Here is a 20169-nt window from a genome sequence, read left to right on the forward strand (position 1 = left end):
TCCCGGCGTCCCGGCGTCCCGGCGTCCCGGCGTCCCGGCGTCCCGGCGTCCCGGCGTCCCGGCGTCCCGGCGTCCCGGCGTCCCGGCGTCCCGGCGTCCCGGCGGGAGCGTGGCGCCCCCCACCGGCGCGGGCCGGGACCTCGCGCGCACTGCCGGTCCGGAGCAGCGGCTGACCGTCGAAGGGCGTCGACCGCCCACGCCTCAGCCGCCCAGTCGTGCGAGCGCCGCTTCCGCCGCCGCTGAGAGCCGGGGGTGGGCGCGCGCCGCCGTCAGGATGTCGCCCGACCGGCCGTCACCGAGCGCGCCGAGCCCCTCCACACAGGCCAGCGCGAGCCGCCAGTGGGGATCGCCCGGCGCGAGTCTTCGCCGAAGCACGGTGATCAGGGCCGGCACGGACTCCGGAGCGCGCAGCCGGGTGAGCAGCCGGACGGGCACGAGCGCGTAGGCGACCCGCAGTTCGTTGGTGGCGAGCGCCGCCGCGGCCCGTGGTGTACGGGGGTCGCCCAGGAGGGCCAGCGCGTGGGCCGCCGAGACGCAGCGCGCGGGATCGCGGTGGTTGAGCAGCAGCACCAGTGCTTCGAACGCCCTGCGGTCCCCCGCGCAGCCGAGCCGGAAGGCCGCCATCTCCCGGGCCCACAGCGGGCGTTCCCGTTCGATCAGGGCGCCCGCCAATTCCTCCGCGTCCTCCGTGGTCAGCAGCCGCTCGTACGCCACCGTGCCGCCTGACTCACCCCGCAGTCGCCGGGCCAGTGACCGTAACTCGTCGTCCATGACCGTCAGCGTATCGACGGACCGCGCACCTTCGGCGATCCAGATCACATCCCGTTCAGACCCTGGTGCGCTCGTTACTCGCGAGTTAACCTCAAGTGAGCGGGTAACCCCCGTACACAGCTCACGGTGGCCTGGTGACGCAGCCACCGCGAGTGCTGTCGGTTCGGCAATTCTCCCTGGCGCAGCGGTCGGTGCCGCGCCCGGTACGACGTGGCTCCGGGACAGGGCCCGTTGGCCCCGCACCACGAGACCGGTCCGCCGTGCGCCTTCCCGGCCGCGGTCGTCCGCATTCTTCTCGGCCCCTTCGGGAGCCTTTGGACGCGCTCGCCGCCCACGCGCACCCCACCTCGCGGGCGCGCCCCGTACGCACACGTACGCCCCGATCAGCTGTCCCAGCCGTCTCAGTCGTTTCAGTCGTCACTCACCTGGAGTCCCCCGATGGACATCCCACTCCACACCATCGCCGTCATCGGCCTCGGCACCATGGGCACCGGCATCGCCGAGGTCCTCGTCCTTGGCGGACATGAGGTCATCGGCATCGACATCAGCGACCCGGCCGCCCGCCGGGCCGTGACCTCGCTGGCGGACGCCACCGCCCGCGCGGTGGCGCGTGAGCGGATCACCGAGGAGGAGCGCCGGCTGGCCCTGGCCCGCTTCCGTACCCACACCGAACTCCGGGCCGCCGCCGACGCGGATCTCGTGATCGAGGTCGTGCCCGAGTCGTACGAGGTCAAACAGGAGGTCATCCGGGAACTCGATGGTGTCGTCCGCCCCAGCGCCATCCTCGCCACAGGTACCAACGCCCTCTCCGTGACCCGGCTCGCGGCCGAGTCCGCACACCCCGAGCGGGTGCTCGGGCTCCGCTTCTTCAACCCCGCCCCCGCGATGAGGCTGGTCGAGATCGTCTCCTCGGTGCTGACCGCGCCGGCCGCTGTCGCCGCGGTCACCGCCTTCGCCCAGGACCTGGGCAAGGAACCCGTCGAAGCCAGGGACCGGCCCGGCGGCGTCGCGGACGGACTGCTCTTCGGCTATCTCAATCAGGCCGCCGCGATGTACGAGGCCAAGTACGCCTCCCGCGAGGACATCGACGCGGCGATGCGGCTCGGCTGCGGACTCCCGATGGGCCCGCTCGCGCTGCTCGATCTGATCGGGATCGACACCGCCCGCACGGTGCTGGACGCGATGTACGCCGAGTCCCACGACCGGCTGCACGCCCCGGCGCCGATCCTGCGGCAGCTCGGCGAGGCCGGGCTGACCGGTCGCAAGGCGGGCCGGGGCTTCTACACCTATGCGGCACCGGGTGCTCCGGCCCTGGTCGCGGACGCCCTCACCCCCGCTTCCGCCGCGCCGGGGACGGCCGCGCGGGAGACGGCCGCGCCGGAGATACGTTCCGTCGGTGTCGCCGGCTCCGGGACCATGGCGAGCGGGATCGCGGAGGTCTTCGCCAAGGCCGGTTACGACGTGGTGCTCGCCGCCCGCTCCCTGGAGAAGGCGGTGGCGGCGAAGGCCCGTGCCGCGGCTTCCCTGGCCCGTTCCGTCGACCGGGGCCGGCTCACGGCCGCCGCCCGGGACGAGGCCCTGGACCGGATCACCCCGGCCGGTTCGCTCGACTCCTTCGGCGGCGTGGATCTCGCGCTGGAGGCCGTCGCCGAGGACCTGGACGTCAAACGGCAGCTCTTCGCCGCCCTCGACAAGATCTGCAAACCGGGCGCGGTGCTCGCCACCACCACCTCCTCGCTGCCGGTGGTGGCCTGTGCGCGCGCCACCTCGCGCCCCCGGGACGTCATCGGGATGCACTTCTTCAACCCCGCCCCGGCGATGAAGCTGGTCGAGATCGTCCGTACGGTCCTGACCTCGGACGAGGCACACGCCACGGTCAGGGCGGTCACCGCGCGGCTCGGGAAGCACCCGGTCGACTGCGGCGACCGGGCCGGATTCATCGTGAACGCGCTGCTCTTCCCGTACCTCAACAACGCGATCAAGATGGTCGAGGAGCACTACGCGACCCTCGACGACATCGACGCGGCGATGCGGCTGGGCGGCGGCTACCCGATGGGGCCGTTCGAACTCCTCGATGTCGTCGGGCTCGATGTCTCGCTCGCGATCGAGACCGTGCTGCACCGCGAGTTCCGTGATCCGGGACTGGCGCCCGCGGCCCTGCTGGAGCAACTGGTCACCGCGGGCTGTCTCGGCCGCAAGACGGGTCGGGGCTTCCGCGAACATGCCCGGCGCTGACCGCGCGGCCGACTGGGGCGGACTGCTCGACCCCGGCGTGGGGCTCCCGGAACCGACCGGGGCCCCGCGCCGGGGGCACCGTCCCGGGCCGGTCCGGAGCCCGACCCCACCCGGGACGGGCCCCACCCACAGGCGCGCTCTCCTGCGCGAATGCAGTACGTTCGGGTCATGCCCCAGCCCGCCAAGGCCACCCGCCCGAAGACCACCGCCGACGCCCCGGAGAGTGCCGCGGGCAACCGCGCGGCCGCGCAGCGGCTCAAGATGCGCCGCGAGCTGGCGACGGCGGCCATGGAGCTGTTCGCGACCAAGGGGTACGAGGCGACGACCGTGGACGAGATCGCGGCCACCGCCGGAGTGGCGCGGCGGACCTTCTTCCGCCACTTCCGCTCCAAGGAAGAGGCGATCTTCCCGGACCACGACGACACCCTCGTACGCGCCGAGGCCGTGCTCAACGCCGCACCGGCCCATGAGCACCCGCTCGACACCGTCTGCCGGGGCATCAAGGAAGTCATGCGGATGTACGCGGCGGCGCCCGCGGTGTCCGTGGCGCGCTACCGGCTGACCCGCGAGGTGCCGACCCTGCGGGAGCGGGAGATCGCCTCGGTCGCCCGCTACGAACGGCTCTTCACCCGCTATCTGCTGGGGCACTTCGACGAGCGCGACCACCACGAAGGCAACGACGATCCGCTGCTGGCGGAGGTGGCCGCGTCCGCCGTGGTCACCGCGCACAACCATGTGCTGCGCCGATGGCTGCGGGCGGGCGGCGAGGGTGATGTGGAGGGGCGGCTCGACCACGCGTTCGCGATCGTGCGGGAGACCTTCGGTACGGGGATCGGCGCGGGCCGCTCGCTGGGCGGCGAATCGTCCCCGCTCGGCGGTCGGTCCGACGGGCCGACCGTGACCACGCCGGCCCTGGTGGAGGCGCACGACGAGGTGCTGGTGGCGGTGGCCCGTACGGACGCGCCGCTGGACGAGGTGATGCGGACCATCGAGCGGGCGCTGCGGGGGCGCCCGTCCGGGGCCGACCACGGGCCGACGGCACCGGTCGCCTGAAGGGACCGCCCGTCCGAAGGTTCCTGCCGCCTGGAGGGACCGCGGGCCTGAGGAGCCCCACCGCCTGAAGGTACGGGGCCCGACGGGTCCAACCGCTGAAGGATCCAACCGCCCGAAGAGTCAGGCCGCCTGAGGAATCGAACCGCCCGAAGACTCAGGCCCGTCCGAGGAATCCGGCCCGTCCGAGGATCGAGCCCCTGAGGAGTCCGGCACGCCCGAGCCGACCGGAACGCTGACCCGCCCGAGCCGACCGGAGCCCTGCTAGCCCCGGGGCTCCGCACGCGGCTCGCACCCGCGGAGCAGCTCGCGAAACCGGCCGCCGTCAGGCCGCCGCGGCCAGCAGGATCGCCACGAGCGTCAGGTCCGCGATGCCGAGTGCGATACCGGCCTTCGCGATTCCCACACCGTTCCCGGTCACCTGACGGCGGGCCAGGTAGCCGGCCAGAATGGCGAGCGGCCCCAGGATCAGGCTGAAGAGGAAGAGCCCGAGGATTCCACAGACCAGGCTGCCGATCGCCAGTGCCTGACCCCGCGTATGTGAGCGGGTGCCGGTTCCGTAGGTGCCGTCGGAACTGAACATGGCCTTTCTCCCGTCGTCCGTCAGATCACGTGTCGCGCTCTCCCTCCCCGGGTTCCCGCTGCCGGCCGCCTCATCCCTGCGAATGCCCGGCACCTCCGACATCCCGACACCCCGGGCACCCCCCGCCCCCCCGGCGCGGGTCGACACATCCCCCACCGCTCAGATGCGCCGTACGTACGACAGCCGAGAGAAAATCATGGCACTTAGTGTCTTGTCACTTGGCACGGCGTGCCATAGCGTGAAGTCGTCCGGGCGGCCGGCGTGCAGAGATCACTCGTACGCCGGCTGTCCCCGCGAACCATCCGTGTTCGCGAGCCCGGACGCCTGCGTCACAGGCTCCCGACCGCGCCCACCAGCGCTGCCACCAGCACCCCCGCCGAACCGACGGCACACCTCCACAGCACCGCCCCCTCACTCTCCGCGGGGGATCCCCCGGGATTCCCCCGCCGCGCTTCGCCGGAGGCAACACCGTGAAGGAAATCCTGGACGCGATCCAATCGCCGGACAGCACCCCCGCCGACTTCGCCGCGCTGCCCGTCCCCGAGTCCTACCGCGCGGTGACCGTGCACAAGGACGAGGCCGGGATGTTCGACGGACTGGAGTCACGGGAGAAGGACCCCCGCCGATCCCTCCACGTCGAGGACGTGGCCGTGCCCGAACTGGGCCCCGGCGAGGCGCTGATCGCCGTGATGGCCAGCTCCGTCAATTACAACTCCGTCTGGACCTCGATCTTCGAACCGCTCTCCACCTTCGGGTTCCTGGAGCGGTACGCCCGCCAGAGCGAGCTGGCCCGGCGGCACGACCTCCCGTACCACGTCATCGGCTCCGATCTGGCCGGCGTCGTCCTGCGCACCGGCCCCGGGGTCAACGCCTGGCGGCCCGGTGACGAAGTCGTCGCCCACTGCCTCTCCGTCGAACTGGAATCGTCCGACGGGCACAACGACACCATGCTCGATCCGGAGCAGCGGATCTGGGGCTTCGAGACCAACTTCGGCGGACTGGCGGAGATCGCGCTGGTGAAGTCGAATCAGCTGATGCCCAAGCCCGGCCATCTGAGCTGGGAGGAGGCGGCGGCGCCGGGGCTGGTGAACTCGACCGCGTACCGCCAACTCGTCTCGCGGAACGGGGCGGGCATGAAGCAGGGCGACAATGTGCTGATCTGGGGCGCCAGCGGCGGCCTCGGCTCGTACGCCACCCAGCTCGCACTGGCCGGTGGCGCCAACCCGATCTGTGTCGTCTCCAGTCCCCGCAAGGCCGAGATCTGCCGGGCCATGGGCGCCGACGCGGTCATCGACCGCAGCGCGGAGGGCTTCCGGTTCTGGCGGGACGAGCGGACGCAGGACCCCCGGGAGTGGAAGCGGTTCGGCGCCCGGATACGGGAACTGACCGGTGGTGAGGACGTGGACATCGTCTTCGAGCACCCCGGCCGGGACACCTTCGGCGCTTCGGTCTACGTCACCCGCAAGGGCGGCACCATCGTCACCTGCGCCTCCACCTCCGGCTACACCCACGAGTACGACAACCGCTATCTGTGGATGTCGCTGAAGCGGATCATCGGTTCCCACTTCGCCAACTACCGCGAGGCGTGGGAGGCGAACCGGCTGATCGACAAGGGGCTGATCCATCCCACCCTCTCCACGGTGTATCCGCTGGCGGAGACCGGCCAGGCCGCGTACGACGTGCACCGCAACCTCCACCAGGGCAAGGTCGGCGTCCTCGCCCTCGCGCCCCAGGAGGGGCTCGGCGTCCGTGACCCCGACAAACGCGCCCGCCACCTCGACGCCATCAACCGCTTCCGTCCGGCACCGGCGGACCGCCCCGCCACGCACCTGGCCGAGGCCGGTAAATGACCGAACGCCAGAAGGACCGGCCGTGGCTGATGCGCACCTACGCGGGCCATTCGACGGCCGAAGCCTCCAACGAGCTGTACCGGCGCAACCTCGCCAAGGGTCAGACCGGGCTGTCGGTCGCCTTCGACCTGCCGACCCAGACGGGGTACGACCCCGATCACATCCTCGCCCGCGGCGAGGTGGGCCGGGTCGGGGTCCCCGTCTCGCACCTCGGGGACATGCGGCGGCTGTTCCAGGACATCCCGCTGGACCGGATGAACACCTCGATGACGATCAACGCCACCGCGATGTGGCTGCTGGCGCTGTACCAGGTCGTCGCGGAGGAGCAGGGGGTCGACCTGGGGCAGCTCCAGGGCACCACCCAGAACGACATCGTCAAGGAGTACCTGTCGCGCGGGACCCATGTCTTCCCGCCGGTGCCGTCGCTGCGGCTGACGACGGACATGATCACCTACACGGTGAACCACATCCCCAAGTGGAACCCGATCAACATCTGTAGCTACCACCTCCAGGAGGCGGGGGCCACCCCGGTCCAGGAGATCTCGTACGCGATGTCCACCGCCATCGCCGTGCTGGACGCGGTGTTCGCGTCGGGTCAGATCCCGGACGACCGCAGGGGCGATGTGGTCGGCCGGATCTCCTTCTTCGTGAACGCGGGTGTCCGGTTCATCGAGGAGATGTGCAAGATGCGGGCCTTCTCCCGGATCTGGGACCAGGTCACCCGGGAGCGGTACGGCATCGACAACCCCAAGCAGCGCCGCTTCCGCTACGGCGTCCAGGTCAACTCCCTCGGTCTGACCGAGGCCCAGCCGGAGAACAACGTCCAGCGGATCGTGCTGGAGATGCTGGCCGTCACCCTCTCCAAGGACGCGCGCGCCCGCGCCGTACAACTGCCGGCCTGGAACGAGGCGCTCGGGCTCCCCCGGCCCTGGGACCAGCAGTGGTCCCTGCGCATCCAGCAGGTCCTCGCGCACGAGTCGGACCTGCTGGAGTACGAGGACATCTTCGCGGGCTCCCATGTCATCGAGGCCACGGTGGCCGGCCTGGTCAAGGAATCCCTCGCCGAGATGGACCGGATCGAGGAGATGGGCGGCGCGATGGCGGCCGTCGAATCCGGCTACCTCAAATCGCGGCTGGTCTCGTCGCACGCCGAACGGCGGGCCAGGATCGAGGCGGGCGAAGAGAAGATCATCGGGGTCAATATCTTCCAGTCGACGGAGGAGAACCCGCTCACCGCCGACCTCGACACGGCGATCATGACGGTCGACCCGGCGAACGAGGCCCGGGTGGTGGCCAAGCTCCACGAGTGGCGGGCCGACCGCGACGAGATCCGGGCGACCGACGCCCTCACCGCCCTCAAGAAGACGGCGGCCGGGACCGGGAACCTGATGGCCGCCACCGTCGAGTGCGCCCGTGCCGGGGTCACCACCGGCGAGTGGTCCTGGGCGCTGCGCGATGTGTTCGGCGAGTTCCGCGCGCCGACCGGGGTGTCCAGCGCCCCCGTCGCCGTCGCCGCCGAACCGGGCACTCCGCTGGCCGCCGTGCGCGCCAAGGTGTCCCGTACCGCCGCCGAGCTGGGCTGCGGGCGGCTGCGGCTGCTGGTCGGCAAGCCGGGTCTGGACGGGCACTCCAACGGCGCCGAGCAGATCGCGGTGCGGGCCAGGGACGCCGGCTTCGAGGTGGTCTACCAGGGCATCCGGCTCACCCCGGAACAGATCGTCTCCGCCGCGCTCGCGGAGGACGTGCACTGTGTGGGCCTCTCCATCCTCTCCGGCTCGCACGCCGAGCTGGTCCCCGATGTGCTGGAGCGGCTCGGCCGGGCCGGTGCGGCGCCCTCCGGCGCCCCGGGCGAGAGCCCCATCCCGGTGATCGTCGGCGGGATCATCCCGAACGCCGACGCCACCGCGCTCAAGGCGGCGGGGGTGGCCGCCGTCTTCACCCCGAAGGACTTCGGTATCACCGAGATCATCGGCCGTATCGTCGACGAGATCCGCAAAGCGAACAGGCTCGACCCTCTGGAGGTCCCCGTATGACTCCCGCCCCCCGCGCCGCCGACGGGACCGCCGCACGCCCGACGCGTCCGCGCCGCTCGTGCCTGGCGGTCCCGGGTTCCAACCCCCGGTTCTTGGAGAAGGCCCAGGGCCTCCCCGCGGACCAGGTCTTCCTCGATCTGGAGGACGCCTGCGCGCCGCTCGCCAAGCCGGACGCCCGGCACACCATCGTGAAGTTCCTCAACGAGGGCGACTGGACCGGTAAGACCAGGGTCGTCCGGGTCAACGACTGGACCACCGAGTGGACCTACCGCGATGTGGTCACCGTCGTGGAGGGCGCGGGCCAGAACCTGGACTGCGTGATGCTGCCGAAGGTGCAGGACGCCCAGCAGATCGTGGCGCTCGACCTGCTGCTGACCCAGATCGAGAAGACCATGGGCTTCGAGGTGGGCCGGATCGGTATCGAGGCGCAGATCGAGAACGCCCGGGGCCTGGTGAACGTCGACGCCATCGCCGCCGCCTCACCCCGTACCGAGACGATCGTCTTCGGCCCGGCCGACTTCATGGCGTCCATCAACATGCGGACGCTGGTCGTCGGCGAGCAGCCGCCGGGGTACGGCGCGGACGCCTACCACTACATCCTGATGCGCATTCTGATGGCCGCCCGAATGCACGACCTCCAGGCGATCGACGGCCCCTACCTCCAGATCAGGAACGTGGACGGGTTCCGCGAGGTCGCGGGCCGGGCCGCCGCGCTCGGCTACGACGGCAAGTGGGTGCTGCACCCCGGCCAGGTGGACGCCGCCAACGAGGTGTTCTCACCGTCGCAGGAGGACTTCGACCACGCCGAGCTGATTCTGGACGCGTACGACCACCACACCTCCGACGCGGGCGGCCGGAAGGGTTCGGCGATGCTCGGCGACGAGATGATCGACGAGGCCAGCCGGAAGATGGCGCTGGTCATCTCCGGCAAGGGCCGCGCGGCCGGACTGACCCGTACGTCCGTGTTCGAAGCCCCGGAGGCGTGACCGTCATGCAATTCGGCCGCACCTATGAAGAATTCACCGTCGGGGACGTCTACAAGCACTGGCCGGGAAAGACGATCACCGAGTACGACGACCACCTCTTCTGTCTGCTCACGATGAACCACCATCCGCTCCACGTGGACGCCCACTACGCCGAGGGGTCGACCGACTTCGGCAGGAACGTCGTCGTCGGCAACTACGTGTACTCGCTGCTGCTGGGCATGTCCGTGCCGGACGTCTCCGGGAAGGCCATCGCCAATCTGGAGATCGAATCGCTCCGGCACGTCGCCCCGACGTTCCACGGCGACACCCTGTACGGCGAGACGACGGTGCTCGGCAAGACGCCCTCCCGGTCCAAGTCGGACCGCGGGATCGTCGAGGTCGAGACCCGGGGCGTCAAGCAGGACGGGACGCTGGTCTGTGTCTTCCGGCGCAAGGTGATGGTCCCGACCGGGGCGTACGTCGCGGCGCGCGGCGGTGAGCAGCCGGGCCGCCCGGAGCCCGTACCCAGTCCTGTGCCATCCCCCGCACCTCAGCCCGCCCGGTCCTCCCGGTCCTCCCAGCCGACCCGGCCGCCCCTGACGCAGGAGAAGTGACGCCATGAGCCGACTCGCCCAGACGCACGGGCTGACCGACGTCCAGCGGGAGATCCTGGCGACGGTACGGGACTTCGTGGACAAGGAGATCATCCCGGTCGCGACGGAGCTGGAGCACCGCGACGAGTACCCGACGCGGATCGTCGAGGGCCTGACGGAGCTGGGCCTCTTCGGGTTGATGATCCCGGAGGAGTACGGCGGTCTGGGCGAGTCGCTGCTCACCTACGCGCTCTGTGTCGAGGAGATCGCGCGGGGCTGGATGTCGGTCTCCGGGATCATCAACACCCACTTCATCGTCGCGTACATGATCAAGCAGCACGGCACCGGGGAGCAGCGGGAGACCTTCCTGCCCCGGATGGCGCGGGGCGAGGTGCGGGGCGCGTTCTCGATGTCGGAGCCGGCGCTCGGCTCGGACGTGGCGGCGATCACGTCGAAGGCGGTCCGGGACGGGGACGCGTACGTACTGAACGGCCAGAAGATGTGGCTGACGAACGGCGGGACCGCCCAGCTGGTCGCCGTTCTGGTGCGCAGTGACGAAGGACACCCCGAGGGCACCGCCCCCCATAAGTCGATGACGACCTTCCTGGTCGAGAAGGAGCCCGGCTTCGGTGAGGTCCGTCCGGGCCTCACCATCCCCGGGAAGATCGACAAGATGGGCTACAAGGGGGTCGACACCACCGAAATGATCATGGACGGGCTCCGGGTGCCCGCCGATCGGGTGCTCGGCGGGGACACCGGCCGAGGTTTTTACCAAATGATGGACGGTGTCGAGGTCGGCCGGGTCAATGTCGCCGCCCGTGGTTGCGGTGTCGCGCAGCGCGCTTTCGAGCTGGGGGTCTCCTACGCCCAGCAGCGCCACACGTTCGGCAAGCCCATAGCCCAGCACCAGGCCATTCAGTTCAAACTCGCCGAAATGGCTACCAAGGTCGAGGCCGCCCATGCGATGATGGTGAACGCGGCACGCAAAAAGGACTCTGGGGAGCGAAACGACCTGGAGGCAGGGATGGCGAAGTACCTCGCCTCCGAATACTGCAAGGAAGTCGTCGAGGACGCCTTCCGGATCCACGGCGGCTACGGCTTCTCCAAGGAGTACGAGATCGAGCGCCTCTACCGGGAGGCTCCGATGCTGTTGATCGGTGAGGGTACCGCCGAGATCCAGAAAATGATCATTGGTCGTCGCCTGCTGGAGGAGTACAGGTTCCAGGGTTGATTGTCGGTTTTGGGTTGGTTAAACCGCGAAGAAGATCACACCCTGTTATCCGCTTCCGGCCGCCGACTCGGCTTCTGGCTTTCCCAGTTGCGGCCCGCACCCGATAGCATCGACGGAAAGCCGCCGTCCCCGTTGCCAGCGCGGCATCATCCGCAACGAAGGTCATCCATGCCCCACAGCCAAACCTCTGCACCTCGCGGCAGTGTCCGCCTCGCGCGCGGAGCATCGCCGTGGCTTCTGCCGACCGTCGCCACCGCCGCACTCAGCCTTGCCCGCGCCCGCCACTCCCGGCGTGCCGCGGCCATCGCCGTGCCCGCCACCGCACTCGCGGCGGGCATGTTGTGGTTCTTCCGCGACCCCGAGCGCGAGATCACCCAGGGAAGGGTCATCTCGCCCGCCGACGGTGTGGTGCAGAGCATCATGCCGTGGAAGGACGGGCGCACCCGCGTAGCGATCTTCATGAGCCCGCTGAACGTCCATGTCAACCGCGCGCCCCTGGCGGGCACGGTGACCTCCGTGGAGCACATCCCCGGTGGCTTCGTTCCGGCGTTCAACAAGGAGAGCGAGAACAACGAGCGCGTTGTCTGGCACTTCGACACCGAGCTCGGTGATATCGAGATGGTGCAGATCGCAGGTGCCGTCGCCCGCCGTATCGTTCCCTATGTGCCCCAGGGCACGAAGGTGGAGCAGGGCGACCGCATCGGTCTGATCCGCTTCGGCTCGCGCGTCGACATCTACCTCCCGGAAGGTGTCGAGGTCGCGGTCGAGGTCGGACAGACCACGACCGCGGGGGTGACTCGCATTGACCGTGATTGATCCAGAGACTCAGGCCGGCTGGGTCGCCGAGGCAGAGGCGGACGCCGCCGATGACGCGGAGGAGATGCCTCTCTCTCTGCGGTTGTCGATAGCGGACACACTCACTCTCGGCAACGCGACCTGCGGATTCATGGCGGTGTACTTCACCACCACCGGAATCCTCATCCCGCACCTCACCGGCAGCGGGGAGTCCGGCATGGCGCGGCACAGTGCCGCGACCGCCGTGATCCTGATGCTGCTGGCGGCGATCTTCGACCTCTGTGACGGGCTCGTGGCGCGCAAGCTGCGCAGCTCGCCGATGGGCGCGGAGCTGGACAACCTCTCCGACCTCATCAGCTTCGGACTGGCGCCGGCCTACTTCGTCCTGGTCTACGGCATGGTCGCCGCCGACGCCCATCCGCAGGTATCGGCGGTGGCGGCCATCGTGGTGCTGCTGGCGGTGGTCCTCAGGCTGGCCAGATTCTCCTGTGTGACCATGAAGGACGGCATGTTCCAGGGGATGCCGAGCCCGTTCGGAGCGCTCACGGTCGTCTCGATCGTGCTGCTGGAGCTGCCGTTCATCCCGACGCTGATGGCCATCATCGGTACGGCGTGGCTGATGGTGAGCCGGGTCGAGTACCCCAAGCCGCGGGGTGTCCTCGCGGTGGCGATGCTCGGCTGGATCGTCTCCGCGATGGGCCTGCTGGCGGCGTGGGCGTTCGACGCCCCCGGCGGTCAGTTGCTGCTCCAGACCGGCTGTGCGCTCCAGGTGGTGCTGGGGGCGGTCATACCGCTCTTCGCCACGGCGCGGCGGGTGAACACCTTCCGTGACAATCGCCGGGAGGCGCGGGCGGCTCAGCTGCCCTGATCGACGGATTGGACGAGGGCCCGGATGCGACACCGCATCCGGGCCCTCGTCATATCCGGCCCCCCGCCGGCGGCGGGGCGGATCCCCGGCCCTTGACCACTTCTCGCCGCCACCCCTCGCCACACCACCGGACTTCTGAAATCATCGTCGGTCATGTCAGGGGGAACGCTCCACGAGCTGTTCGAGGACAGGGTACGGACCGGACCGGACCGTACCGCCGTGATCACCGACCGCATCCGGCTGAGCTATCGCCTGCTCGACGCGCGGGCCAACCGGGTGGCCCGCCATCTGATCGAAACCGTCCGGTTACCGGCCGGCGGACTCGTCGCGATACGCACCCTGCGCCAGCCCGACGCGCTGGTCGCCGTCCTGGGTGTGCTCAAGGCGGGCGGTTCGTACGCCGTCGTCGGCCCCGACCGGCCCGAGCCGGTGGCCCTCGCCGAGGCGAAGGCCGTCATCTCCCACCGGCGACACCTCGGCCGGGTCGAGGGCGGTGACCGGCCCGTCATCCTGCTCGACGGGGACGCCGCGGGCATCGAGGCCCACTCCACCGATCCGCTCCGCCCGGCCCGCCCCTCCGGAGCCCGGGCCGCCGTCCTCCTCACCGCGGGAACCACCGGACCGCCCCGGCCGGTGGCCACCAGCCACCACCGGCTGGTGGCCGCCTACGCGAGCTGGTCCGAGGTGTTCCGGCTGGTCCCCGACGACCGGGTCCTGGTGACCGCCCCGGCCGACACCACCGACTTCACGGCGGGCTGGATACGGACGCTGTGCTCGGGCGCCACCCTGGTGCTGACCCGGCGCGAGCCGTACACCGTGGCCGACACCGATCCGGCGACCGCGACGGCCCTCATCGATGGCGCCGGGCCCCCACCGGCCCTGCGGCTGCTCGCCGTGGGCGGCGAACGGCTCCGGCTGGACGAACAGGTACGGCTGGAGCGGAGCCTCCCCCCGGGCACCCGGGTGATCCAGGTGTACGGGCCGACCGAGGTCGCCGGCTGCGGCACCTGGTTCGAGACCGGGCAGCTCCCGGGCCCGGTGGACGACCCCGCGCGCCACGCCTATCTCGGAGTGCCCTTCCCCGGGTGCGACGCCCAGATCCGCAAGGGCCGGATCTGGCTGACGCCCCCCGAAGGCGGCGACGCCGTCCTCACCGGGGACCTGGGGCGGCGGGACGGCACCGGACCGCTGGAGTTCCGCGGCCGGGCCGCCCACCGGGTCCGGGTGCAGGGCAGGACCGTGGACACGTACCGGATCGAGGCGGCGCTCACCGCGCACCCCCGGATCCGGGAGAGCGTCGTCGGCCAGGACGGCGGCGCGCTGATCGCCTACGTCCTGCCGGACTCCGGGAGCCCGCCCGGGAAGGAGGGGGTGCGCCGCCATCTCACCGGCGACGTACCGACCGCGGACATCCCCGCTGTCGTGGTGCCGATCAGCACCCTGCCGCGCAATGACGCCGGGAAGGTGGACCGCGGCAAACTGATCCGGCCCCCGGTGCGCCCGACCTCGCTACCGCCCGGCAAGGGGGGCGGCGGCTTCTCCGACCCGGCCGATATGGCCGGGGTCGCCGCGATGGCCTTCCTGCTCGCCACGGTCCTCTCCCTGGTCCTGACGGACAGCATCTGGCCGGGCTCCACAGACCTGTCGATCGTGCCGAACCCCTGGGCGACGCTCTTCCGCGGGCTGTACGTGGTGGAGAGCGTGGCGTTTGGGGTGGGAGTGGCGTTCCTGGTCGGCGGCCGGCCCCTGATGTCGAGCCGGGGGAAGCCGAGAGGGCTGACCAGCGCCGCGCACCTGGCCATCGGCTGGCTGCTCGTCTCCTGGTGGCCGCAGGACAACTTCTACCGGTTGGCCGCCAAACAGGACTGGGAGCGGCAGGCGGCCCTCGTCTACTCCTTCAACGTGCCCCTGATGATCGCGGCGATGGTGGTGGTGCTGTGGGCGGTGTGGGGCGGCTGGTCCACGGGGGCCGAGGACCGGAAGTGATCAGCCGAAGACACCGGTGAGCCGTTGGCAGACGGCGTGCACCAGCGCGTCGGCGGCGTCCAGCCGGTGGACCGTCGCCGCCGCGAGGACGACACCGAGGTACGGATCCGGTTCATAGGCGGCGGTCGGGATCGACGGTAAGAGGACGGTGTCGATCCCGGCGCACTTGGCCATGAGTTCCCGGCACAGCGCCATCGCCTCCGCGTCGGGGAGCCGGGCCCCGAGGGGGACCCGGTCGAGCGTACGGACCAGGTGGTCCCCGCCCCGGGTCTCGTCCAGCCGCTGCTTGACCAGGAACGCGACGGACGGTCCGGTCATCCGCAGATTGGTCTCGGTCGGCGCGAGGACTCCGGCGGGGCCGGTCACGAAGTCCACGTCGTACCAGCCCCGGTAGCCGGTGGCGGCGAGTTCCCGGCCGACGGCGTGGCCGAAGCGGAGCGCGATCGCGGCGGGTCCGGCGGGGACCGCCCCCGGGCCCACGGTCGCCCCCCGATAGGCGGTCCCCCGGATGTCCATGGCCGCGACCCCGACGTCGTGGACCTCGCCCCGGGCGTCCACGAGACCGTCGTACGTCGGACAGCGGCCGTCACCGGCGATGTGCTCCTCAAGCAGCAGCGGCCCGCGCGGGAGTCCGAGCGCGTGCGTACGGCGGGTGAGCACCCGGACGCCCGAACCACCGGCCCCGTGCTCCCCCTTGAGCACCGTGGCCGCACCGGTCCGGGCCCGCACGGCGATGATCCGCGCCGCCGCGCGACGGGTCGCGGGCCACCACTGGTCCGGTACGACGACCCCCGGGTGGTCGGGGGCGAGCCGCCGGAACAGCTCGTGGGACGCCCGTTTGGACTCGTACCGCAGGGCGTCCGGGGGGAGCGGGCGCGCGGCGAGCCGCTGTGCCGTGGAGGTGTGCCCCCAGGGCACGAAGGGGAGCCCGGCCCCGCGCAGCCGCTCGACCAGGGCCGGCCGCTCGAACAGATCCCGCTCGGCCGCCTCGTACACCTCCACCCGGGCCCAGCCGAGCTGTCGCGCCACCAGCTCGATCCAGCCGTCGGGCACGGCGCGGGGCAGCACGACCACGGCGGGGTGCGGGCTCGCGAACGCGGCCAGACAGGAGTAGTGCCCCGCCGCCCGCCGCCCCTCTTCGGTGGTACCGCCGAACTGCTCCTGGAACTCGCCCACATTGCCGAGGTGAACGGCCCGCCTCCCGTCCGTCCACGCCTGCGCCCACCCGGCGCGCACCGGCAGCGGCACCTCGAACCGGGGCTGCGCGCCGACACCGCCGCGCACCGGCCCGGGCCGGGCTCCCAGCTCCCGGTAGAACCCCTCGGCATGGGGATCGGCGTCGAGGGTGAGCCGCCGGAACCCCAGGGCGCGGGCGGTGTCGAGAACATGCGCGTAGAGCGTGCGCCCGACACCGCGCCGGATCGCGGCGGGCTCGACGAAGAGCAGCCCGAGACCGCCGTCCGGTGGCGCGCCGTCGAGGGTGGCCACCCCGAGGAGCCCGGTGTCGTCCTCGGCGACGACCGTGCGGCGCGGGACGATCTCCTTTGCCCGGAGGGCGAGTTGGGGCGCACAGGCGGCGATGTAGGCGGCGTCGTATCCCCAGTGGGCCTTGGAGCGCAGGACGAGGCGGGTCAGCTCATCGGCCTCGTCGGGCCGGGCGTCACGTATCCACACGGGGGTGATCCTAGGGGGCGCTCTTTTGGATCTTGCTGGGCCCGCATGCGCTGGCACCGCACGTCCCCTCGGCCCCTGCGGGCCCGGGGAGGCCCCATGCGCCAGACCCGGTCACCGACCCGGTCTGATCCAAAAGAAAAGACCCTGGGTCGTGTCCTCCGAGTCCCGTCTGTCTGAAGTGCCCGGGGCACGCGCGGCTTCCCGGAGCCGCGCCGCGCGACCGCCCCGGGGGAGGGGGCGGTCCGGTCGCCTCACCCCCTTCGCGGCCCACGGCCCGTCAGTTCGCCGGGCTCGTACTCATCGGGCAGGGCGGCGGCGCGCACCGTGACGGGAGACCCGCCACCGTGGGGTGTCGCCGCCCTGGCTCCGATCAATTGGGCGCGCCGCGCCCGGCTCCGTACCGCTCAGGCCAGCCAGTCCTTCGCGATCCGGCCCGCGAGCCGTTCCAGCAGGGGGCCCGCCTGGGTCATGGAGGTCGCCGGGTCGGGGGCCAGGTCCAGCAGGGAGTAGGCGCGGGCGATGCCCATCCGGGTGAGGGCCTCGGGGGTGAGGGCCAGTCGGCCGCAGACCGCGACCACGTCGACGCCCCGGGCACGGGCCGCCGCCGCGACGCCCGCCGGGGCCTTGCCGTGGAGGGTCTGGTCGTCGAGGGAGCCCTCGCCGGTGATGACCAGCGTCGCGCCGGAGAGCGCGGAGTCGAAGCCGAGTACGTCGAGGACCACCTCGATGCCGGGGCGGACGCGGGCGCCGAGCGCGGCCAGTGCGCCGTAGCCGACGCCTCCGGCGGCGCCCGCGCCGCGTTCTCCGGCGCGGGCGGGGCCGACGACGGTGGCGTAGTGGGTGAGCGCCGCGTCCAGCTCGGCCACCTGCTCCGCGGTCGCCCCCTTCTGCGGCCCGTACACCGCGGCCGCGCCCTCCGGTCCGGTCAGCGGGTTGCCGACATCGCTGGCGAGGATCAGCTCCACGTCCCGGAAGCGGGCGTCGAGTCCGGACAGATCGGCGGTGGCGAGAGCGCGCAGGCCCGCGCCACCGCGGGTGACGGGGGCACCCGACGCGTCCAGGAACCGGGCGCCGAGCGCCGTGAGCATCCCCGCGCCGCCGTCCGTCGTGGCGCTGCCGCCGACGCCGAGGATGATGGTCCGCGCCCCGGCGTCGAGCGCGGCGCGCAGCAGTTCGCCCGAGCCGTGGGTGGTCGCGGTGAGCGGGGCGAAGACCCCGTCCGGGAGGAGTTGGAGGCCCGACGCCTCCGCCATCTCCACCACCGCCGTCCTGTCCCGGAGGCCGTACGTGGCCGTCACTGGCTCGCCGAGCGGCCCGGTCACCCGCACCGCGCGCCGTGCGAACCCGGCCGCCACCGCCGCGGCGACGGTGCCCTCACCGCCGTCCGCGACGGGCAGGGCCAGGACCTCCAGATCGGGCACCACCCGCCGCAGGCCGGCCGTCACCCGCTCGGCGACCTGCACCGCCGTGAGCGAGCCCTTGAACTTGTCAGCCGCGACGAGCACACGCGCGGGCTGGATAACTGCTCCGTCCGTCACTTCGTATCCCTCACTGTCGAAACGGTCGAACAGGCAGTCGCGCCGCGGCCACACTATCGGCCGCTCCACGCCCCGGACCAGGCTCGACAGGGCGCCGTGCGTCACCCGCGACGGCCGCCACACGGCCCGCCCCCGGCGGCTTAGGGTGGCGCTGTGACCATGGACTACGCCACGTACATCGCCTCCCTCCCCCGGGTTCTCGCCGGGGCCGCCACCCTCTTCCGCGACCGGTCGGGGAAAGTCCTGATCGTGGAGCCCAACTACCGCGAGGGCTGGACCCTGCCCGGGGGTACGGTCGAATCGGACGCGGGCGAGACTCCCCGGCAGGCGGCGCGGCGGGAGACGCTGGAGGAGATCGGGCTCGATGTGGCGCCCGGGGCGCTGCTGGCCATCGACTGGGTGCGTGGGCCGGAGCGCCCGCCGATCGCCGCCTATGTGTACGACGGCGGGGTGCTGCCGGAGAGCGCGTTCGCGGCGATCCGGCTCCAGGAGGAGGAACTGCTGTCCTGGCGGCTGGTGGCGCGCGACGAGCTGTGCGGGTATCTGCTGGGGTCGCTCGGGCACCGGATCACCGCGGCGTACGACGCGCTGGACGCGGGTACGGGGCCGGTGGAGCTGGTGGACGGGCTGCCCACCGGGTGAAATTCCGTTCGCGGGGACCGGAGAGGCTGGATAGGCTCCCGGCGGTATGACCCTCGTCTCGATCCTCAGCGGCGCCGGTATCTCCACGGACTCCGGCATTCCCGACTACCGGGGCCCGAACGGCCTGTGGCGGCGGGACCCGGAGGCCGAGAAGCTCGTCACCTACGACTACTACATGAACGATCCGGAGATCCGCCGCCGTTCCTGGCGGATGCGGCGCACCAGCTCGACCTGGGGCGCCGAGCCGAACGCGGCCCATCGCGCCGTCGCCGAGCTGGAACGGCGTCCCGGGGTCGCCCTCCGGGTGATCACCCAGAATGTGGACGGTCTGCACCAGCTCGCGGGGATGCCCGCGCGCAAGGTGCTCGAACTGCACGGCACGGCCCGCGCGGTCGTCTGTACGGGGTGTGACGCACGGTCCTCGATGGCGGCGGCGCTGGCCCGGGTCGACGCGGGTGAGGAGGATCCGCCGTGCCGGGTGTGCGGCGGGATCCTCAAATCGGCGACGGTGATGTTCGGGCAGCCGCTGGACCCGGTGGTGTTGGCGGAGGCGGTGGCCGTGGCGCGGGCGAGCGAGGTGTTCATCGCGGTGGGGACGAGCCTGCGGGTGCAGCCGGCCGCGTCGCTGGCCGGGCTGGCGGCGGAGCACGGGGCCCGGCTGGCGATCGTGAACGCGGAGCCGACGCCGTACGACGAACTCGCGGACACGGTGGTCCGCGAGCCGATCGGCACGGCGCTGCCGGCCCTGCTGGCCGAGCTGTAACGCGCTCCCCCCGCCGGGGAGGCTCAGAACAGCGCCTGGTCCGCCTCGTCCGGGGGCTCAGAACAGCGCCTGGTCCGCCTCGTCCGGGGGCTCAGAACAGCGCCTGGTCCGGGCCGGCGCCCGACTCGAACGCCAGCAGCCGCTGTTTGCGGTCGAGGCCGCCCCCGTACCCGATCAGGCTGCCGGTCGAGCCGATCACCCGGTGGCACGGGACGATGATCGACACCGGGTTCTTGCCGTTGGCGAGGCCGACCGCGCGGGAGGCGTTCGGGTTGCCGAGTTCCTCCGCGAGCTCTCCGTACGTCCGCGTCTCGCCGTACGGGATGGCGAGCAGCCGCTCCCACACGCTCCGCTGGAAGGCCGTGCCCGCCAGGCTCATCGGCACGTCGAACGCGGTGAGTTCGCGGGCGAAGTAGGCGGTCAGTTGCCGGACCGTCTCGGTGAACGGGGTGGTGTCGGGGACGCCGAAGGTCTCCTCGTCCGGGCGGTGGCGCTGGTCGGTCATGTAGAGGCCGCTCAGGACGCCGTCCGTCGCGACGAGCGTCAGCGCGCCGTAGGGGCTGTCGACGACGGTGTACTGCCTGGTCATGGT

Annotated in this window: 17 protein-coding genes; 12 read left to right on the forward strand and 5 right to left on the reverse strand. The window is 71.6% G+C overall.

Annotation, left to right across the window (positions count from 1 at the left end; all coding sequences use genetic code 11):
• Positions 1-201 precede the first annotated feature (201 nt).
• A complete protein-coding gene (locus ACH4S7_RS15990) occupies positions 202-771 on the reverse strand; it encodes an adenylosuccinate lyase (RefSeq protein ID WP_398521761.1) in 570 nt (189 codons plus the stop codon).
• 438 nt (positions 772-1209) lie between these two features.
• Here ACH4S7_RS15990 and ACH4S7_RS15995 point away from each other — a divergent pair, with 438 nt between their 5' ends.
• Positions 1210-3006, forward strand: coding sequence for a 3-hydroxyacyl-CoA dehydrogenase family protein (locus tag ACH4S7_RS15995; protein ID WP_398521762.1), 1797 nt, complete (start codon positions 1210-1212; stop codon positions 3004-3006).
• Positions 3007-3156: 150 nt separating this feature from the next.
• The gene (locus tag ACH4S7_RS16000) at positions 3157-4059 is read left to right on the forward strand and encodes a TetR family transcriptional regulator (protein ID WP_398521763.1); all 903 of its coding nucleotides are present in this window, start codon (positions 3157-3159) and stop codon (positions 4057-4059) included.
• A 322-nt stretch (positions 4060-4381) separates the two neighbouring features.
• Here the strand turns inward: ACH4S7_RS16000 and ACH4S7_RS16005 are convergent, their stop codons facing one another.
• On the reverse strand, positions 4382-4639 hold the full coding sequence (locus ACH4S7_RS16005; protein ID WP_398521764.1) for a DUF4190 domain-containing protein: 258 nt from the start codon (positions 4637-4639) through the stop codon (positions 4382-4384).
• 470 nt (positions 4640-5109) lie between these two features.
• Here ACH4S7_RS16005 and ccrA point away from each other — a divergent pair, with 470 nt between their 5' ends.
• The 8 genes from ccrA to ACH4S7_RS16045 all read left to right on the forward strand — a co-directional run bounded on the left by ccrA (position 5110) and on the right by ACH4S7_RS16045 (position 14960).
• Positions 5110-6489 carry a crotonyl-CoA carboxylase/reductase gene (ccrA, locus tag ACH4S7_RS16010; RefSeq protein WP_398521765.1) on the forward strand — a complete coding sequence of 460 codons (1380 nt, stop codon included), beginning with the start codon at positions 5110-5112 and terminating at the stop codon, positions 6487-6489.
• Positions 6486-8522 carry a protein meaA gene (locus tag ACH4S7_RS16015; protein WP_398521766.1) on the forward strand — a complete coding sequence of 679 codons (2037 nt, stop codon included), beginning with the start codon at positions 6486-6488 and terminating at the stop codon, positions 8520-8522. Before ccrA ends, ACH4S7_RS16015 begins: the two co-directional genes overlap by 4 nt.
• Positions 8519-9508 (forward strand): HpcH/HpaI aldolase/citrate lyase family protein, encoded by a 990-nt coding sequence (locus ACH4S7_RS16020; protein WP_398521767.1) that lies wholly within the window; start codon positions 8519-8521, stop codon positions 9506-9508. The genes ACH4S7_RS16015 and ACH4S7_RS16020 overlap by 4 nt, the downstream gene beginning before the upstream one ends.
• Positions 9509-9513: 5 nt before the next feature.
• Positions 9514-10101, forward strand: a complete 588-nt coding sequence (locus ACH4S7_RS16025) for a MaoC family dehydratase (RefSeq protein ID WP_398521893.1) — start codon at positions 9514-9516, stop codon at positions 10099-10101.
• A 4-nt stretch (positions 10102-10105) separates the two neighbouring features.
• A complete protein-coding gene (locus ACH4S7_RS16030) occupies positions 10106-11311 on the forward strand; it encodes an acyl-CoA dehydrogenase family protein (protein WP_398521768.1) in 1206 nt (401 codons plus the stop codon).
• A gap of 168 nt (positions 11312-11479) precedes the next feature.
• Positions 11480-12127 carry a phosphatidylserine decarboxylase gene (locus tag ACH4S7_RS16035; protein WP_398521769.1) on the forward strand — a complete coding sequence of 216 codons (648 nt, stop codon included), beginning with the start codon at positions 11480-11482 and terminating at the stop codon, positions 12125-12127.
• Positions 12114-12974 carry a CDP-diacylglycerol--serine O-phosphatidyltransferase gene (gene pssA, locus ACH4S7_RS16040; protein ID WP_398521770.1) on the forward strand — a complete coding sequence of 287 codons (861 nt, stop codon included), beginning with the start codon at positions 12114-12116 and terminating at the stop codon, positions 12972-12974. Before ACH4S7_RS16035 ends, pssA begins: the two co-directional genes overlap by 14 nt.
• A gap of 153 nt (positions 12975-13127) precedes the next feature.
• A complete protein-coding gene (locus tag ACH4S7_RS16045) occupies positions 13128-14960 on the forward strand; it encodes an AMP-binding protein (RefSeq protein WP_398521771.1) in 1833 nt (610 codons plus the stop codon).
• On the opposite strand, the gene ACH4S7_RS16050 is transcribed toward ACH4S7_RS16045, so the two are convergent.
• The gene (locus tag ACH4S7_RS16050; protein WP_398521772.1) at positions 14961-16634 is read right to left on the reverse strand and encodes a GNAT family N-acetyltransferase; all 1674 of its coding nucleotides are present in this window, start codon (positions 16632-16634) and stop codon (positions 14961-14963) included. It abuts the gene before it with no gap.
• Between the two features lie 404 nt (positions 16635-17038).
• Positions 17039-18154 (reverse strand): glycerate kinase, encoded by a 1116-nt coding sequence (locus ACH4S7_RS16055; protein WP_398521894.1) that lies wholly within the window; start codon positions 18152-18154, stop codon positions 17039-17041.
• Between the two features lie 177 nt (positions 18155-18331).
• On the opposite strand from ACH4S7_RS16055, the gene ACH4S7_RS16060 reads away from it, so the two are divergent.
• Positions 18332-18814 (forward strand): NUDIX domain-containing protein, encoded by a 483-nt coding sequence (locus ACH4S7_RS16060; RefSeq protein WP_398521895.1) that lies wholly within the window; start codon positions 18332-18334, stop codon positions 18812-18814.
• Positions 18815-18860: 46 nt separating this feature from the next.
• Positions 18861-19577: an SIR2 family NAD-dependent protein deacylase gene (locus ACH4S7_RS16065; protein ID WP_398521773.1), complete on the forward strand. Its 717-nt coding sequence runs from the start codon at positions 18861-18863 to the stop codon at positions 19575-19577.
• Positions 19578-19668: 91 nt separating this feature from the next.
• On the opposite strand, the gene ACH4S7_RS16070 is transcribed toward ACH4S7_RS16065, so the two are convergent.
• A complete protein-coding gene (locus ACH4S7_RS16070) occupies positions 19669-20166 on the reverse strand; it encodes a methylated-DNA--[protein]-cysteine S-methyltransferase (RefSeq protein WP_398521774.1) in 498 nt (165 codons plus the stop codon).
• Positions 20167-20169: the final 3 nt, after the last annotated feature.

Source organism: Streptomyces sp. NPDC020965, from assembly GCF_044333555.1.
Taxonomy (GTDB): domain Bacteria; phylum Actinomycetota; class Actinomycetes; order Streptomycetales; family Streptomycetaceae; genus Streptomyces.

Bases quoted from the DNA above. Each gene is read 5' to 3' on its own strand.
- ACH4S7_RS15990 (WP_398521761.1), bottom strand. From the start codon at position 771: ATGGACGACGAGTTACGGTCACTGGCCCGGCGACTGCGGGGTGAGTCA.
- ACH4S7_RS15995 (WP_398521762.1), top strand. From the start codon at position 1,210: ATGGACATCCCACTCCACACCATCGCCGTCATCGGCCTCGGCACCATG.
- ACH4S7_RS16000 (WP_398521763.1), top strand. From the start codon at position 3,157: ATGCAGTACGTTCGGGTCATGCCCCAGCCCGCCAAGGCCACCCGCCCG.
- ACH4S7_RS16005 (WP_398521764.1), bottom strand. From the start codon at position 4,639: ATGTTCAGTTCCGACGGCACCTACGGAACCGGCACCCGCTCACATACG.
- ACH4S7_RS16015 (WP_398521766.1), top strand. From the start codon at position 6,486: ATGACCGAACGCCAGAAGGACCGGCCGTGGCTGATGCGCACCTACGCG.
- ACH4S7_RS16020 (WP_398521767.1), top strand. From the start codon at position 8,519: ATGACTCCCGCCCCCCGCGCCGCCGACGGGACCGCCGCACGCCCGACG.
- ACH4S7_RS16025 (WP_398521893.1), top strand. From the start codon at position 9,514: ATGCAATTCGGCCGCACCTATGAAGAATTCACCGTCGGGGACGTCTAC.
- ACH4S7_RS16030 (WP_398521768.1), top strand. From the start codon at position 10,106: ATGAGCCGACTCGCCCAGACGCACGGGCTGACCGACGTCCAGCGGGAG.
- ACH4S7_RS16035 (WP_398521769.1), top strand. From the start codon at position 11,480: ATGCCCCACAGCCAAACCTCTGCACCTCGCGGCAGTGTCCGCCTCGCG.
- ACH4S7_RS16045 (WP_398521771.1), top strand. From the start codon at position 13,128: ATGTCAGGGGGAACGCTCCACGAGCTGTTCGAGGACAGGGTACGGACC.
- ACH4S7_RS16060 (WP_398521895.1), top strand. From the start codon at position 18,332: ATGGACTACGCCACGTACATCGCCTCCCTCCCCCGGGTTCTCGCCGGG.
- ACH4S7_RS16065 (WP_398521773.1), top strand. From the start codon at position 18,861: ATGACCCTCGTCTCGATCCTCAGCGGCGCCGGTATCTCCACGGACTCC.
- ACH4S7_RS16070 (WP_398521774.1), bottom strand. From the start codon at position 20,166: ATGACCAGGCAGTACACCGTCGTCGACAGCCCCTACGGCGCGCTGACG.